Source organism: Arthrobacter sulfonylureivorans, from assembly GCF_022637435.1.
In the GTDB taxonomy this organism is placed as follows: Bacteria; Actinomycetota; Actinomycetes; order Actinomycetales; family Micrococcaceae; genus Crystallibacter; species Crystallibacter sulfonylureivorans.
This window is the reverse complement of record NZ_CP093326.1, coordinates 2,592,143-2,606,504: the sequence shown is the minus strand read 5'-3', so window position 1 is coordinate 2,606,504 and position 14,362 is coordinate 2,592,143. Positions and strand designations below refer to the sequence as shown.

Annotated in this window: 12 protein-coding genes and 1 pseudogene; 8 read left to right on the top strand and 5 right to left on the bottom strand. The window is 66.2% G+C overall.

What is annotated here, in order from left to right; translation table 11 throughout:
- Positions 1–3: 3 nt before the first annotated feature.
- Complete coding sequence (locus tag MNQ99_RS12080; RefSeq protein ID WP_241913106.1) at positions 4–474, bottom strand: hypothetical protein; 471 nt, start codon at positions 472–474, stop codon at positions 4–6.
- Complete coding sequence (locus MNQ99_RS12075; protein WP_241913105.1) at positions 461–1,249, bottom strand: alpha/beta hydrolase; 789 nt, start codon at positions 1,247–1,249, stop codon at positions 461–463. Before MNQ99_RS12075 ends, MNQ99_RS12080 begins: the two co-directional genes overlap by 14 nt.
- A gap of 156 nt (positions 1,250–1,405) precedes the next feature.
- On the opposite strand from MNQ99_RS12075, the pseudogene MNQ99_RS12070 reads away from it, so the two are divergent.
- A pseudogene (locus tag MNQ99_RS12070) lies at positions 1,406–2,092 on the top strand (lysophospholipid acyltransferase family protein); the annotation flags it as partial.
- A gap of 445 nt (positions 2,093–2,537) precedes the next feature.
- Entirely contained in the window at positions 2,538–3,923 is a 1,386-nt protein-coding gene (locus MNQ99_RS12065) for a class II 3-deoxy-7-phosphoheptulonate synthase (RefSeq protein WP_127514466.1), read from the top strand.
- A 119-nt stretch (positions 3,924–4,042) separates the two neighbouring features.
- Here MNQ99_RS12065 and pknB read toward each other — a convergent pair whose 3' ends face one another.
- Entirely contained in the window at positions 4,043–6,022 is a 1,980-nt protein-coding gene (gene pknB, locus MNQ99_RS12060) for a Stk1 family PASTA domain-containing Ser/Thr kinase (protein ID WP_241913104.1), read from the bottom strand.
- Between the two features lie 81 nt (positions 6,023–6,103).
- Entirely contained in the window at positions 6,104–7,465 is a 1,362-nt protein-coding gene (locus MNQ99_RS12055) for a LysM peptidoglycan-binding domain-containing protein (RefSeq protein ID WP_479683789.1), read from the bottom strand.
- A 654-nt stretch (positions 7,466–8,119) separates the two neighbouring features.
- On the opposite strand from MNQ99_RS12055, the gene MNQ99_RS12050 reads away from it, so the two are divergent.
- Positions 8,120–8,473, top strand: a complete 354-nt coding sequence (locus MNQ99_RS12050) for an Rv2175c family DNA-binding protein (RefSeq protein ID WP_127514462.1) — start codon at positions 8,120–8,122, stop codon at positions 8,471–8,473.
- A gap of 79 nt (positions 8,474–8,552) precedes the next feature.
- On the opposite strand, the gene MNQ99_RS12045 is transcribed toward MNQ99_RS12050, so the two are convergent.
- Positions 8,553–9,653: a polyprenyl synthetase family protein gene (locus tag MNQ99_RS12045; protein WP_241913102.1), complete on the bottom strand. Its 1,101-nt coding sequence runs from the start codon at positions 9,651–9,653 to the stop codon at positions 8,553–8,555.
- Positions 9,654–9,823: 170 nt separating this feature from the next.
- On the opposite strand from MNQ99_RS12045, the gene dinB reads away from it, so the two are divergent.
- From dinB to ftsL, 5 genes are all read left to right on the top strand, one after another.
- Entirely contained in the window at positions 9,824–11,068 is a 1,245-nt protein-coding gene (dinB, locus tag MNQ99_RS12040) for a DNA polymerase IV (protein WP_422387456.1), read from the top strand.
- 174 nt (positions 11,069–11,242) lie between these two features.
- Positions 11,243–11,617 carry a DUF3040 domain-containing protein gene (locus MNQ99_RS12035; protein WP_127514458.1) on the top strand — a complete coding sequence of 125 codons (375 nt, stop codon included), beginning with the start codon at positions 11,243–11,245 and terminating at the stop codon, positions 11,615–11,617.
- A gap of 403 nt (positions 11,618–12,020) precedes the next feature.
- Positions 12,021–12,452 carry a division/cell wall cluster transcriptional repressor MraZ gene (gene mraZ, locus MNQ99_RS12030; protein ID WP_127514456.1) on the top strand — a complete coding sequence of 144 codons (432 nt, stop codon included), beginning with the start codon at positions 12,021–12,023 and terminating at the stop codon, positions 12,450–12,452.
- A 208-nt stretch (positions 12,453–12,660) separates the two neighbouring features.
- Positions 12,661–13,650, top strand: a complete 990-nt coding sequence (gene rsmH / locus MNQ99_RS12025; protein WP_127514454.1) for a 16S rRNA (cytosine(1402)-N(4))-methyltransferase RsmH — start codon at positions 12,661–12,663, stop codon at positions 13,648–13,650.
- A complete protein-coding gene (ftsL, locus tag MNQ99_RS12020) occupies positions 13,647–14,357 on the top strand; it encodes a cell division protein FtsL (protein ID WP_241913101.1) in 711 nt (236 codons plus the stop codon). The genes rsmH and ftsL overlap by 4 nt, the downstream gene beginning before the upstream one ends.
- The last annotated feature ends 5 nt before the right edge of the window (positions 14,358–14,362 follow it).

The window sequence follows — 14,362 nt, the reverse complement described above, 5'->3', positions numbered from 1 at the left end:
GCGTCAGACGCGTGCCCCGTCGTCGTACCCGTCGCGTTCCTTCGGCAGCCGGAAGAGCAGGTAGACGGCGGAAGCCACGAAAAGGACCACCATTCCCAGCACTGCAGCCAAGGGTGCGCCGCGCCACAACATGGCGGTCAGCAGCAGTCCCAGCGGAGATCCCACCGCGCCGATCCACGCCAGCACCAGCAGCGGCTCGCCGGCGCCTAACGGTTCGGGCTCCGGCGGTACGTAGCCCTCGTCGTCGTCTGGTTCCTCGACTGCGTAGTCCCGCGGGCCGGATGGTGCACCCGGCGACCCAACCTCCGGCAGGCGGTTCTCGAAGATATCGCGCAGGCGTCGGGGATCCGTGCCGCCGTCCGCTGCCGGCTGCTCCGGCTGGGGTCCGTCCGGGTTGCCGGAGTCGGTTTCTTCCAGCCGGGCCACCAGATCCTGCCAGACGGCGTCGTCCCGGTCCTGCTCATGCCCCGGCACGGGTGGCTCCTGTGTGGGTTGCTGACGCGGCCGCGATGGTCTGGATGAATTCCGCCGATCGGCGGTAGATCAGCTCGGCGTCATGGTCCATGGTGGCCACATGATAACTGTCCGCGAGCGGCACCACCTCCAGCCGGTCGGTGCCGATGCGGCGCCGCAGCACGCGCATGGAGGACTCGGGCACCGTATGGTCCACGGCGGAGCGGAACACCAGCGTCGGAGCGGTGACCCGGGGCAGGTCGGCCACCACCGTCTTGAAGAGCCGGCCCAGTTGGTGGGCAGCCGCCACCGGGGTGCGGTCGTACGCGCCCTCATCGATGCCCGGCATGTTGATGTCGTTGCCAATGGCCGGCACCGATTTCAGCACGTATTTGATCAGTCCGGAGAACGGTGCCCGGGGATCGGCGATGGTTAGCCCCGGGTTCACCAGCAGCACGCCGGCGACAGGTCGGTGCGCCGCCAGTCGCAGCGCGAGGGCGCCGCCCATGGACAGACCGGCGACGAAGACCTGGCTGCGCTCGCGGGCGAGTTCGGCGAAGGCCTGCTCGGCCGCCCCGTACCAGCTTTGCCAGCGGGACGTTCCCAGATCCTGCCACGTGGTGCCGTGGCCGGGCAGCAACGGCAGCCGCACCGCGAAGCCGGCATCGGCCAAGCTCTCCGCCCACCCCCGCATGCTGCGCGGGGAACCGGTAAAGCCATGCAGCAGTACCACGCCCAGACGGGAATGGGGGCCGTGCCCGGAACTGGAGAAGGCCCCGTCGAGAGCAGAAGTCATGGCACTATCGTGTCATTATGGGAGCCGTTCGGCCATTGATTGCCGTCCTCTTCCTTTCCGTCCTTGCCCGCGGCGCAGCCACGCAGACGCCAAGCTGGAGTAGAGTCTCAAACGGAATTGTTATGCGGCCTGCGGCGGCGGAATGGAAAGGCACACGTGTTCTACTGGTTTATGAAGACCATTGTCGTGGGGCCGGTGGTTCGCCTGCTCTTCCGGCCGTGGGTCAAGGGCCTGGACAACATTCCGGAAAACGGGCCCGCCGTGCTGGCCAGTAACCACCTTTCATTCTCCGATTCGATTTTCCTGCCGCTGGCGGTGTCCCGGCCCGTGGTGTTCCTGGCCAAGAGCGAATACTTCACCGGCAAGGGAATCAAGGGCAAGCTCACTGCGGCGTTCTTCAAGATGACGAACCAGCTGCCGATGGACCGCTCAGGCGGGGCGGCCTCGGCCACCTCTCTGTTGGCCGGACGGGACGCGCTGCAGGAGGGCGGTCTGCTGGGCATCTACCCGGAAGGCACCCGGTCGCCGGACGGCAAGCTGTACCGCGGCAAGACCGGCGTGGCAAAGCTGGTGCTGAGCACCGGGGTACCAGTCATTCCGGTGGCGATGATCGGCACCGACAAGGTCCAGCCGATCGGGCGACGCATCCCCAACATCCGCCGGGTGGGCATCATCATGGGCAAGCCGCTGGACTTTTCCCGCTACAAGGGCCTGGAAGACGACCGGTTCATCCAGCGCTCGGTCACCGACGAGATCATGTACGAGATCATGCGGCTCTCCGGGCAGGAATACGTCGATTCGTACGCCAGCACCGTCAAGGCGCGGCAATCGGCACGCAAGCCGGCCCGCGGGGAAGGCCAACGCCAGTCCGCCGTCGGGCTGCCCGCGGAGCAACCGGAACCGCGGAAGGCCAAGGCACCCGGTGCCATCACGGTGATCGGCGCAGCAACGCCTGCCGCCGACGTGCCTGCGCCTCCCGGGCCAGGGCACGTGGAGCCAGGAACAGCGGGGCCGGCTTCCGGTGACACCGCAGCAGCCGCATCCCCGGCGGCCCCTTCAGGCGCCGCCGCTTCAGGTGCCCCATCTGACGGCATGGCCGGTCGGAATGAAGGAGCGGGCGGCGCCGCCGCTCAGCCGGCGGACAAGGCCGGGCTTCCGGAGAGCCGCGGCACAGCCCCGGGAGCGGGTCAGGACGGCCCGCAATAATCCGGCCGCAATGTGACGGCAAGTCGTCGGAGCATGACCTCTCCACATGAAGCCGGGCCGAGCCGCGGTCTACGATTGAGGCGTGACCGATACAACCTTTACTGCTTCCGTTCCCGACCAGCTGCCCACGGCGGCGAACTACCCCGGTTTGGATGACTGGCGCGAGCTGCCGGTGGTGCAGCAGCCCAGCTGGCACGACGCCTCGGTCCACGCCTCCGCCGTGGCCGAGTTGAACACCCTGCCGCCGCTGGTCTTCGCCGGCGAGGTCGACGTCCTGCGGGAACGTCTGGCCCAGGCCGCCGACGGCAAGGCCTTCCTGCTCCAGGGCGGGGATTGTGCCGAGACCTTCGGCGCCGCCACGGCCGACAAGATCAGTGCCCGGGTCAAGACCATTCTGCAGATGGCCGTGGTGCTCACCTACGGCGCCTCGCTGCCCGTGATCAAGATGGGCAGGATGGCCGGCCAGTTCGCCAAGCCCCGTTCGTCCAACGACGAGACCCGCGAAGGCGTGACGCTGCCGGCCTACCGCGGCGACATGGTCAACGGGTTCGACTTCACCCCGGAGTCCCGCGCCCACGATGCCAGCCGGATGGTGCAGGCGTACCACACCTCGGCCTCCACGCTGAACCTGATTCGGGCTTTTACGCAGGGTGGATTCGCCGACCTGCGGCTGGTGCACCACTGGAACAAGGGCTTCACGGCCAATCCGGCACATTCCCGCTACGAGTCGCTCGCGCGCGAAATCGACCGCGCGGTGAAATTCATGGACGCCTGCGGAGCCGACTTCGACGCGCTCAAGCGGGTGGAGTTCTTCGCCAGCCATGAGGCGCTGGTGCTGGACTACGAGCGGGCCCTGACACGCATCGATTCGCGCACCGGCCTGCCCTACAACACCTCCGGGCACTTCCTCTGGATCGGCGAACGCACCCGGCAACTGGACGGCGCCCACGTGGAATTCCTGTCCAAGGTCCGCAACCCGATCGGGGTCAAGCTGGGACCGACCAGCTCGGCCGATGACGCCCTGCGGCTGATCGACAAACTGGATCCGGAACGCGAGCCCGGACGGCTGACGTTCATCACCCGCATGGGTGCAGGCAATATCCGCCAGAAGCTGCCGGAACTGGTCAAGCGGGTAACGGACAGCGGCGCCAAGGTGCTGTGGGTGACCGATCCCATGCACGGAAACACCGTGACCTCGCCGAACGGTTACAAGACCCGGAACTTCGACGACGTGATCGACGAGGTGCGCGGCTTCTTCGATGTCCACCACGAACTCGGGACGTTCCCCGGCGGCCTGCACGTGGAAATGACCGGCGACGACGTGGCCGAGTGCCTCGGCGGTGCCGATCCGATCGACCAGAACGCCTTTTTGGACCGCTACGAGTCTGTCTGCGATCCGCGGCTGAACCACATGCAGTCGCTGGAGATGGCGTTCCTGGTGGCCGGAGCGCTCTCCCGCCAGCAGTAGCTGCCCCAGCCTCACGAGAACACAGCAGAAGGCCCGGAACCATCGAACAGGTTCCGGGCCTTCTGCTCACGGGTGCCTGACCCAGCCGACCCGGCCGGCGGACGGCCAGGCGGCCGGAATCACACCACGGTCAGCGTGATGACGGAGCCTTCGGGGACGGACTCATTGACCGGATCCTGGGCCCGAACCGTGCCGAAGAAGCCGCCGAGGATCTCGTTGACTTCGACCTCGAAGCCAAGTTCCTTCAGTTGGCGCTGTGCGTCGTCCACCTGCAGGCCAACCATGTCCGGGACTTCGACCATCCGCGGTCCCTTGGAGAGCGTCAAGGTGACCGTGTCGCCGCGGATCACCTGGCCCTCGGCAGGAGCCTGCGAGGCGACCGATCCCTCCGGGACGTTGCGGTCAAAGACAGCCTCGGCTGCTATCTCCACCTTCAGCCCGGCGCCTTCCAGGGCGGCGGCGGCATCACCCTGGGGCTGGCCTATCACCTGGGGGATGTCGAAAGGCTTTGGTCCCTTCGAAACGGTCAGCTCGACGGCGGAGCCCCGCCTGAGCTGTTCGCCTTCGGCAGGTTTGTGGCTGATGACCGTACCCGCGGCAACGTCCTCGTCGTAGGCCTTCTTGACCTTGCCGGCGGTGAGGTTGGCTTCTTCAAGTGCATCGGTGGCCTTGTCCAAGGTCATGCCGGCCAGCGGCGGGACCGCGAACAGCTCCGGCCCCTTCGACACCACGAGCGACAGATGCTCGAACCGGCGTACTTCGATGGGCGCGTCCGGCTCCGTGCCCACGGCGATTCCCTTGGCCACCTTTTCGTCGAAAACTTCCTGCAGCCTGTACTCCAGCCCTTGCTCCTGGAGCATGCTCTGGGCTTCCGCCACTGGTTTTCCGGCGACGTCGGGTACGGAAACGAGCGCGCCGGGGCCCATGCCGAAGAACCATCCCGCGGCGGCAACCAGCGCGGCCACGATCGCCAGCACGACGATCCAGATCACGCCGCGGCGCCGAGGATTGCCGCGGCGCAGGTTCTGTTCCGGACGCCGGGCACTGCGGGCGAGTTCCCGCTGGCGTTTCTTCGACTCCCGCGCGGACAGCGGCCGTTGCTCGCCCGCCGGTGCAGCGGTCGCGCCGGCGCTGAAAATCTGGGTGTGCTGGGCAGGACGGGAGATCACGGTGGTGCGGTGTGGATCGGCGGCGATGACCTTGGTGGCCGAAGTCCCCGCTTCCCTGGCCGGTCCGCTCTGGAGATCCAGCTGGGCATCGCTGAGCGACTTGTGCACGTGCCGCAGTTCGCCGAGCAGGGCGGTGGCATCCACCGGCCGCTGGTCCGGGTCCGAACCCGTGCACCAGAGCACCAGTTCGTCCAGGTCCGAAGCCAGCCCGGGAACCAGGGTGGACGGAGCCGGGACGGTGGAATTGACGTGCTGGAAAGCCACCTGGATGGGTACGTCTCCGGTGAAGGGCTGGCGTCCGGTCAGCATCTCGAACAGCATGATTCCCACGGAGTACACGTCGCTGCGTTCGTCGGCCGCCGTGCCGGTGACCAACTCGGGCGGCAGATACGCCACCGTCCCGATCAGGGTGCCGGTGCTGGTGCTGGTGGTGACCGCGCGCGCCAGGCCGAAGTCGCCCAGCTTGATCCGTCCGTCGTCGGACATCAGGACGTTCTCCGGCTTGATATCGCGGTGGACCAGGCCGGCGGCGTGCGCGGCCGAGAGCCCCTCGATGACCGGATCCAGCACGGCCAGCGCGTGCCGGGGCGTCAGCGGCGCCGAATCGTTCAGCAGGTCGCGGAGCGTGTGCCCGCGCACGTATTCCATCGCCAGATAGGCGACATTACCGTCGATGCCTTGGTCGTAAACGCCCACCACATGGGGGTGCGAGAGCCGGGCCGCCGATTTGGCTTCGCGCTCAAAGCGCTCGAGGAAGCTGTGGTCTTCCGCGAGATAGGGATAGAGGACCTTGAGCGCTACATTGCGGTCCAGCCGGGTGTCGGAGGCCAGATAGACGGTGGACATCCCGCCGCGCGCCAGACGCGAAAGAACACGGTAGCGTCCGTCGATCAGGGCGCCGACCAGTGAATCAGTTGCCGGTTGCTGCACTCTACGATCCTAGTCCGATGAGCGAAAGGACCCGAATCAACACCGTGGTTCGGGTCCTTTCGCGGCGAGGGCCGTGGCCGGCTAGAACTTCTTCATGTGCGACTTCACCGAAGCCACATAGGCCTTGGTGTCCTTGTACATGCCGTAGGTCATCACACCGTACTGGCCCTGATAGTAGGACGCGATGGCGATGTCCAGGGACGGGCTGGTGGCGACCAGGGACCGAATGATCGCCACACCGGCGGTTGCGTTGTCATAGGGATCCAGCAGGTTGAGCTTGCGGCCCACCAAGTCCGAGGCCCACTCGCCCGAGGACGGGATGACCTGCATGGCGCCGATGGCGTTGGCCGGCGATACAGCGGTCTGCTGGAAGCCTGACTCCTGGTAGGCGTGTGCCAGCGCGAGCTTGGGATCGACGCCCATCTTGCGGGCGGTTTCAGCGATGATGTCCTTCATCTGAGCCTGGCTGGGCTGCGGCGTGGAGAGCAGCAGCCGCTTGTTCTCGTTCGCCTTGGACACCACGGCTTCGGGGTAGGTGTAGTGCAGGAAGGTGCTTGGCACCAGCGGCGCGGCGGACGCGGTGCCGACGTTCGACGTCGTTGTTTGCGCAGCCGTCGAATTGCCGGGGACGCCGATCTTCTGGCCCGGGTAGATGATCGACGTCGACTTAAGGCCGCTGGCCTGCAGCAGGCTGGAAAGCGTCACATTGAGCTTGCCGGCGATGCCGGAGAGCGTGTCGCCGGACTTGACGGTGTAGCTGCCGGAGCCGGCAGCGTTGCTCTTGGCCGGTGCTTTGGCCGGAGTCTTGGACGACGTCGATGCGCTGGACACGGACCCGCCGTTGACCTTGATCTTCTGGCCGGGGTAGATGACCGAGTTGATCTTGAGGTTGTTGGCCGAGAGGACGGCGCCCAGGCTCATCCCGTGGCGGGCGGCGATGCCGGAGAGCGTATCGCCCGGCTTCACCGTGTAGTTGCCGCTGGCGGAGAGCTTGGCGGTCTTGGTGGAAGCTTTCGCCTGCGGCTTCGTCGAGGGGCTGGACACGGAGGACTTACCGCCGTTGACCTTGATCTTCTGGCCGGGGTAGATGACCGAGTTGATCTTGAGGTTGTTGGCCGAGAGGACGGCGCCCAGGCTCATGCCGTGCTTGGCGGCGATGCCGGAGAGCGTATCGCCGGACTTGACCGTGTAGTTGCCGGAACTGGAGGCCTTGCCGACTCTGGTGGAAGCTTTAGCCGTGGTCTTGATCGAGGCGCTGGACACGGAGGCCTTACCGCCGTTGACCTTGATCTTCTGGCCGGGGTAGATGACCGAGCTGATCTTGAGGCTGTTGGCCGAGAGGACGGCGCCCAGGCTCATGCCGTGCTTGGCGGCGATGCCGGAGAGCGTATCGCCGGACTTGACCGTGTAGTTGCCGGCACCGGATGTTGCCTTTGCAGCCATGCTGCCAGCGGACTTGGCCGCGGCCGAGCCGCCCAGCTTGATCTTCTGGCCGGGATGAATGATGGTGCTGGCGCTCAGTCCGTTCAGCGAGAGCACCTTCTTCGTGGAGATGCCGTAGCGGGCGGCGATGCCGCTGACCGTATCGCCGGCGCGCACCGTGTGGACGGACGGCGTGGCCTGTGTCCGCAGCGCGGCGGGCAACTGGGCGGCGACCTGGGAGGCGGGAATGAAGGCGGCGGCGGGAACCGTGACACCCGGTATCGCCGCCTTAGGCTGCAGCGCGGCGCGGGGCGGGAGTTCTGCCGCCTGCGCGGGCATGGCCAATGCGGCGGAGGACAGTACGACGGCGGGAATCGCCGCGGTTGCTGCCGCGGACAGTAGCACCCGGCGGGGCTGGCTGCGGTCGTTGCGCGTGATCGGGCGCTGATCGGTCATTGATGTCCCTCATCCTTGTTCTGCGGCCTGGCGAGCGTCCCCCAACGGGCCGCACAGTGGTACTGGTGTGTCATTTGTTATCAATGTTAAAAGTGTGACTCAAGTGAATCTACACTATTGGCGCATAACACAACAGCTGCAGCTGGTGAATCAAGAATGAAGGCGGCGTGTCGGGCTTTTGAAATGGCTCCGGGTGGGTCGCCGTGGCACGCTTATACAGTGAGTGAACTTGAAGAACTGATTGCCGATTGGCTGCCGCTGCCCGACGTCGCAGAGCGACTGGACGTCTCGGTAAGGGACGTGCGCAGCTTGGTGGATGAACGGGCCCTGCTGGCAGCGAAGGTGGGGGAGCGCCAGATCCGCTCGGTGCCGGAAGCATTCCTGGTCGAGTCAGGCGTCCTCGAGAGCCTTAAGGGCACGCTGGCGGTCCTTGCGGATGCCGGCTTCAGCGATGAGGAGGCGTTGCGATGGCTTTTTACCGTCGACGATTCCTTGCCCGGCCGGCCGATTGACGCCCTGCGGGAAGGCCGAAAGACCGAGATCCGCCGCCGCGCCCAAGCCCTGGGCTGGTAGACAGCCGCCCAGCCAGCCGTACCTCGTTGCCCTGCATCCGGGGTCTGTCCGCCTAACGGCGGACGGACCCCGCCGTGCTTTAAGCGTTGCGGCGTACCGCTGAGTCCGCCAGTCGACCCAGCGCGTTGCGGACATCAGCGGTCACGGGCAGGGCCGCGAGTGCCTCATCGACGGCAGCCGTTCGTTCGGAAATCATCTGCTCTGCTGCCGCCAGGGCGCCGCTGCTGGTGATCAGCCCGCGGAGTTCTTCCACCGTCTGGTCGGAAAGCTCCGGCGAACCCAGCTTGGCCTCCAGCAGGTCGCGTTCGGCCGGTGTGCAGTGGTTAAGCGTGTGCGCGATCAGGACCGTGCGCTTGCCTTCGCGCAGGTCGTCGCCTGCGGGCTTTCCGGTGGTGGCCGGGTCGCCGAAGACGCCCAGGACATCGTCCCGGATTTGGAAGGCCTCTCCCAGCGGCAGCGAAAACGCTACATAGGCGTCGAGCAGTTCGGCTGATGCGCCGGCCAGGGCGCCGCCCACGCTCAGCGGGTGGACGGTGGAGTATTTGGCCGACTTGTAGCGCAGGATCTGCAGCGCGCGGTCCACGGCGGCTTCAACCGGACGGCCCGGGCCGGCAGCCTCCTCCAGCAGGTCCAGATACTGGCCGGCCATGACCTCGGCACGCATCCGGTTGAAGATGGCGCGGGCCGGTGTCCCCGCGGCGGCCTCCGCCCCGATGCCGGAAAAGACCTCCTCGCTGAGGGACAGGCAGAGATCACCGGCCAGCAGGGCGGAGGCCTGTCCGTAGCGTTCGGCGTCCAGTGACCAGCCGTTGCGGCGGTGCTGCTGTTCAAACCGGCGGTGCACGCTCGGGTTTCCCCGCCGTGTATCCGAGCGGTCGATGATGTCATCGTGGATCAGTGCCGCTGCCTGGAAGAGTTCCAGCGCGACTCCGGCCTGAACGGCCGGTTCGGCCAGCACCGACCCCCCGGCCCCGCGCCACCCCCAATACGCCAGCAGTGCACGCAGGCGCTTGCCGCCAGCGGTGAGGTCCGCGATGGCCTCCACCAACGGCGCCGCGTCCGGGGCCGCATCGAGCAACAGCTCCTTCTGCCCGCCCAGGAATTGCTGCAACGTGCCTGCAACGGCCTGCCGGAAGTCGTCCTGCTCGGCAGGACTCGTTGTGGTCAGCGACGGCTCCATGCTGCTACCTCTTCTCTGCGCGTGCATGGCGGCATTCCTTCTCGGCCGTACGGCATGGGGCGGCGCTCCTCGCGATGGTTCTGATGTCTGCAGACCAGTCTAGACAATCGCGTGCGCCGCCAGCGCGGCCATGGGGGCACGGGGGTGACCCGCCAGCCTACGATAGTCCTGTGACCTCCCCGGACCAGCAGAACTGCACCATCCTCCATGTGGATATGGATGCCTTCTTTGTTGGCGTGGAACTGCTGGAGCGCCCCGAGCTTGTTGGACTGCCGGTGATTGTGGGGTCCGCCTCCGGCCGGGCAGTGGTGCTGTCGGCTTCCTACGAGGCCCGCAAATACGGGGTCCGCTCGGCCATGCCCATGGCCCGGGCGCGCATGCTGTGTCCACAGGCACAGATCATTGAGCCCAGCCACACGAAGTACCAGCAGGCCTCGGCACGGATCATGGCGATCTTCCGGGAGATCTCTCCGCTGGTGGAGCCACTCAGCGTCGACGAGGCCTTCCTTGACGTGGCCGGCGCAAGACGGCGGTTGGGGGAGCCGCTGGAGATTGGGGCACTGATCCGCCGCAGGATCTCCGACGAGCTGGGGCTGACCGCGACGGTAGGCATCGCGGCCTCCAAGTTCGTGGCAAAGATCGCTTCCACCCACGCCAAGCCGGATGGGCTGCTGCTGGTACCCGAGGCCGAAACGCTGGCCTTCCTGCACCCCTTGCCGGTCGGCGCCTTGTGGGGCGTCGGGGCGAAGACGGGCGAGGTCCTTGCCCGCCTCGGCATCCGTTCCGTGGCCGATGTGGCACAGACCCCGCAGGCTGCGCTGCACCGCGTGCTGGGCGCCACCGGCGACCACGTCCATCGGCTCGCCTGGGGCATCGACGATCGGTTGGTGACACCCGAACGCATGGAGAAGAGCATCGGCGCCGAGGAGACCTTCGAGAAGGACGTCGACGACGACCAGATGCTGCACCGCGAACTGTTGCGGCTCGCGTACCGCACGGCGGCGAGGCTGCGGGCCGGCAGCCTGCGGGCCGGAACCATCGCCCTGAAGCTGCGCTATTCCGACTTCACCACCTTGAGCCGATCGCGGAAGCTGCAGGCGCCGTCAAACAGTGCGAAGCAGCTCCAGGCCGCAGCCGCAGCCCTCTTGGCGGAGCTTGGCGAGCGGCCGCAACCGGTCCGGCTGATCGGGCTCCGGGCAGAGCAACTGGAGGACGCCGGCCGCGGCGGCCAGCAGCTCAGTTTCGACGGCCATGAGGATACCTGGCACAACGCTGAACAGGCCTTGGATGAAGTCAATCGAAAGTTTGGAGCAGCAGGCATCCTGCCGGCTTCGCTGCTCCAGCCCGGGGCCCGCCGGCCGATGCAGCCCGACCAGGGAGCCGGCCAGCAGGGGCAGCCGGAGCCCGGCGAGTGAAATCCGTGCCAGCGGGGTCACAGTTGCGTCACCGCAGCTTTCGATTGGCGGGTTTGCGCTCTATTCTTAGTAGAAGGGGTCAAAAGGTTCCGGTAGGTGTCAGGAACTCTTGTCCCGTGGGGTTCGTTGAACGACTGAGTCAGCCCTCGCGGGACCGGAATAAAGGAGGCTCAGATGCCACTCTCAGAGCATGAGCAGCGGCTGCTGGAACAACTCGAGCAACAGTTGCATGCTGAAGACCCGAAGTTTGCCAGCCACATGGAATCGGCCAGCGGCCGATCGTTGTCGACGCGCCACATCGTCGTGGGTTCCCTCGTCGCGATTGCCGGAATCCTGGTCTTGCTCACCGGTATCCTCAGCCAGATCATCGCCGTCGGGGTCCTGGGCTTCGTCATCATGGGCGCCGGTGTTTACTGGGCCACCACACGGCGGGCCGGGGCAGGGTCGCCGCGGTCGACCGGAAATAAGCCGGCCTCCTCGTCGAAAGGCGGCTTTATGGCCAATCTGGAAGAACGGTGGGACGAACGCCATCACGGCGAAGACCGCTGACCGTCCGACCCAGCCGGGGTAGCCGCCGAGCTTTGCTCCACTTTGCTCCACCAGGCATCTGAGCGCCTATCCGCACGAAGGTAAGGCCCGTTGAATGACGGGTCTTTTCGTGTTTAACGGGCATATTTGACGCCGGTTCATTCCTTTTCACCCCACTGTGGCCCGCCCGGCCGTGCAGGCGAACCTGTTCACGTCCTTCGGGCTCACCAACCCTCCACATCCCCTCCACATCGCTCCACCCGTGTACTTCCTTGCCGTGGCGCGGAGGGCGCCGAACATTTCCAGCTACAAAACCGGGTCGAAACAGTTGACTGTGCCGTGATGTGGAGTAAAGTGGAGGACATAAGAGGGTAGTGGTGACGCAGGGGGTCGACGGTCTCCTCCAATCGGCAAGGCGGTGGCGATGTTCCTCGGGACACATTCGCCGCGGCTGGACGAGAAGGGGCGCCTGATACTTCCCGCAAAGTTCCGTGATGAGCTTGCCGACGGTCTCGTCCTGACGAGGGGCCAGGAGCGTTGCATCTACGTCTTCAGCCAGAAGGAATTCGAACGGGTCCACGAGGAGATGCGGAAAGCTCCGATATCTTCCCGCCAGGCCCGTGACTACATTCGAGTCTTTCTGTCCGGAGCCTCTGACGAAGTACCTGACAAGCAGGGCCGGGTTACCATCCCGGCGGCACTGAGAAGCTATGCAGGACTGGGCAGGGAACTGGCAGTGATCGGTGCGGGTACCCGCGCGGAGATCTGGGACGCCCAGGCCTGGGACAACTACCTCCTGGAGCAGGAAACCGCCTTCTCCGAAACAGACGAAGACGTATTGCCCGGAGTCTTCTGACCCGGTACCACAACACAACACGCGGCACGGACGTTCTTGGATGAGATCTCCAGCCGCCCGGCAGGTTCAACCTGGCTCACTTCCCCGGAGCCAGGCGGAGCAGGCCAGGCGCGGATGGGGATCTGGTCCAAGGACCTTCGGCCTTAAAGACACCAGGGCCAGCCGGCCCGCCGAACGCGTCAGAGCGCAGCAGGAAGGGGCATCCAGGATGAACAGCGAGCGGCCAGCAGGGGAGCGCCACGTCCCGGTGCTCCGCGACCGCTGCATCAACCTGCTCGCTCCTGCCATCGAACGCGGCATCGAGGAACGAGGCCGCGCCGTCGTGGTCGACGCCACCCTGGGCATGGGCGGACATTCGGAGGCCATGCTGCAGCGTTTTCCGCAGCTGCATTTGGTCGGCATTGACCGGGACGAACAAGCGTTGGCGCTCGCCGGAGAACGGCTTCGGCCTTTCGCCGAGCGCACTGACCTGGTCCACGCCGTTTACGACGAGATAGCCGACGCGGTCGAGGACCTGGGCTTCGGGCAGATAGACGGCGCCCTGTTCGACCTGGGCGTGTCCTCGCTCCAGTTGGACGAGCGCGACCGTGGCTTTGCCTACTCCTACGATGCCCCGTTGGACATGCGGATGGATACCAGCCGGGGCATGACGGCCGCGGACGTCGTCAATACATACACCGAGGCGGACCTGGTCCGCATCATCCGGCGCTGGGGCGAGGAGAAGTTTGCCGGCCGCATCGCCTCCAGCATTGTTGCCGCCCGGGATGCCGCCCCGCTGACCACCACTGGTGAGCTGGTTGAAGCCATCCGCAAGGTGGTGCCGGCCGCTGCAGCCCGGACCGGCGGCCATCCGGCCAAACGGACTTTCCAGGCCCTGCGCATCGAGGTCAACGAGGAATTGGACGTGCTCGAGCGGGCGCTGCCCGCCGCCCTCGACGTGCTGGCGCTCGGTGGGCGGATCGTCGTGATGTCCTACCACTCGCTTGAGGACAAGATCACCAAATCGGTGTTCGGCCGGCTCGCGAAGTCCTCCGCGCCGCGTGGATTCCCCGTCGAGCTGGAAGAACACAAACCGCAGCTGAAGACCTTGACCAAGGGCACGGAAGTACCTACGGCAGCTGAAATCGAAGAAAACCCGCGTGCGGCGTCCGCCAAACTGCGGGCGGTAGAACGGATCCGGAACAGGAGTGCACAATGAGTGCCAGTGCCCACGCAGCCCGTCCCGAGCAGCAGCAGTACGTGCACGGCAGCGCGGCTCCGGCCGGCCGTCCCGGTGCTTCGCCCCGGCAAGCCCCCCGCCGTACCCCTCTGTCCGTCGTTCCCAACGGCCCGGCCCGCAAGCGCGTGCCGTTCGCCCTGTTCTGCTTCACAGTCCTGGTGCTGGCCCTCGGCAGCGTGCTGGTGCTGAACATCTCGGTCTCCAGCGGACAGTACAAACTGGTGGAGCTGCGCAACGAGCAGGTGTCGCTGGCCCAGGCGAACGAAAAACTGACACAGCAGCTGGAAAACAACCAGGCTCCGCAGAATCTGGCCGCGAAGGCGGCAGACTTGGGAATGGTAACGTCGCCGTCGGTCGGTTCCATCGATCTGGGAAGCCAGAAAGTTGCCGGAAAGCCGAAGGCAGCTGAACCGGGCGCGGCGCCGGAACTGTTGGTGGCGCAGCCGGAAAACCCCGGCCACCAGCCGGCAGCAAAGGCCGAGACCGGGAAGCAGGGCGGCGAGGCCGCGGCAGCAAAGCCAACTGCCCAGTCCGCGGCCGCGGCCGAGGCTGCGGCCGCAGAGAAGGCAGCGCAGAATAAGGCACCGCAGAATAAGGCAGCGCAGAAGAAGGCAGCGAACAAGAACGACGAGAAGCAGCTCAACGGCGGCAGCATCCCGGCGCCGAAGCAACAGAGCGGGCAGTAACTGTC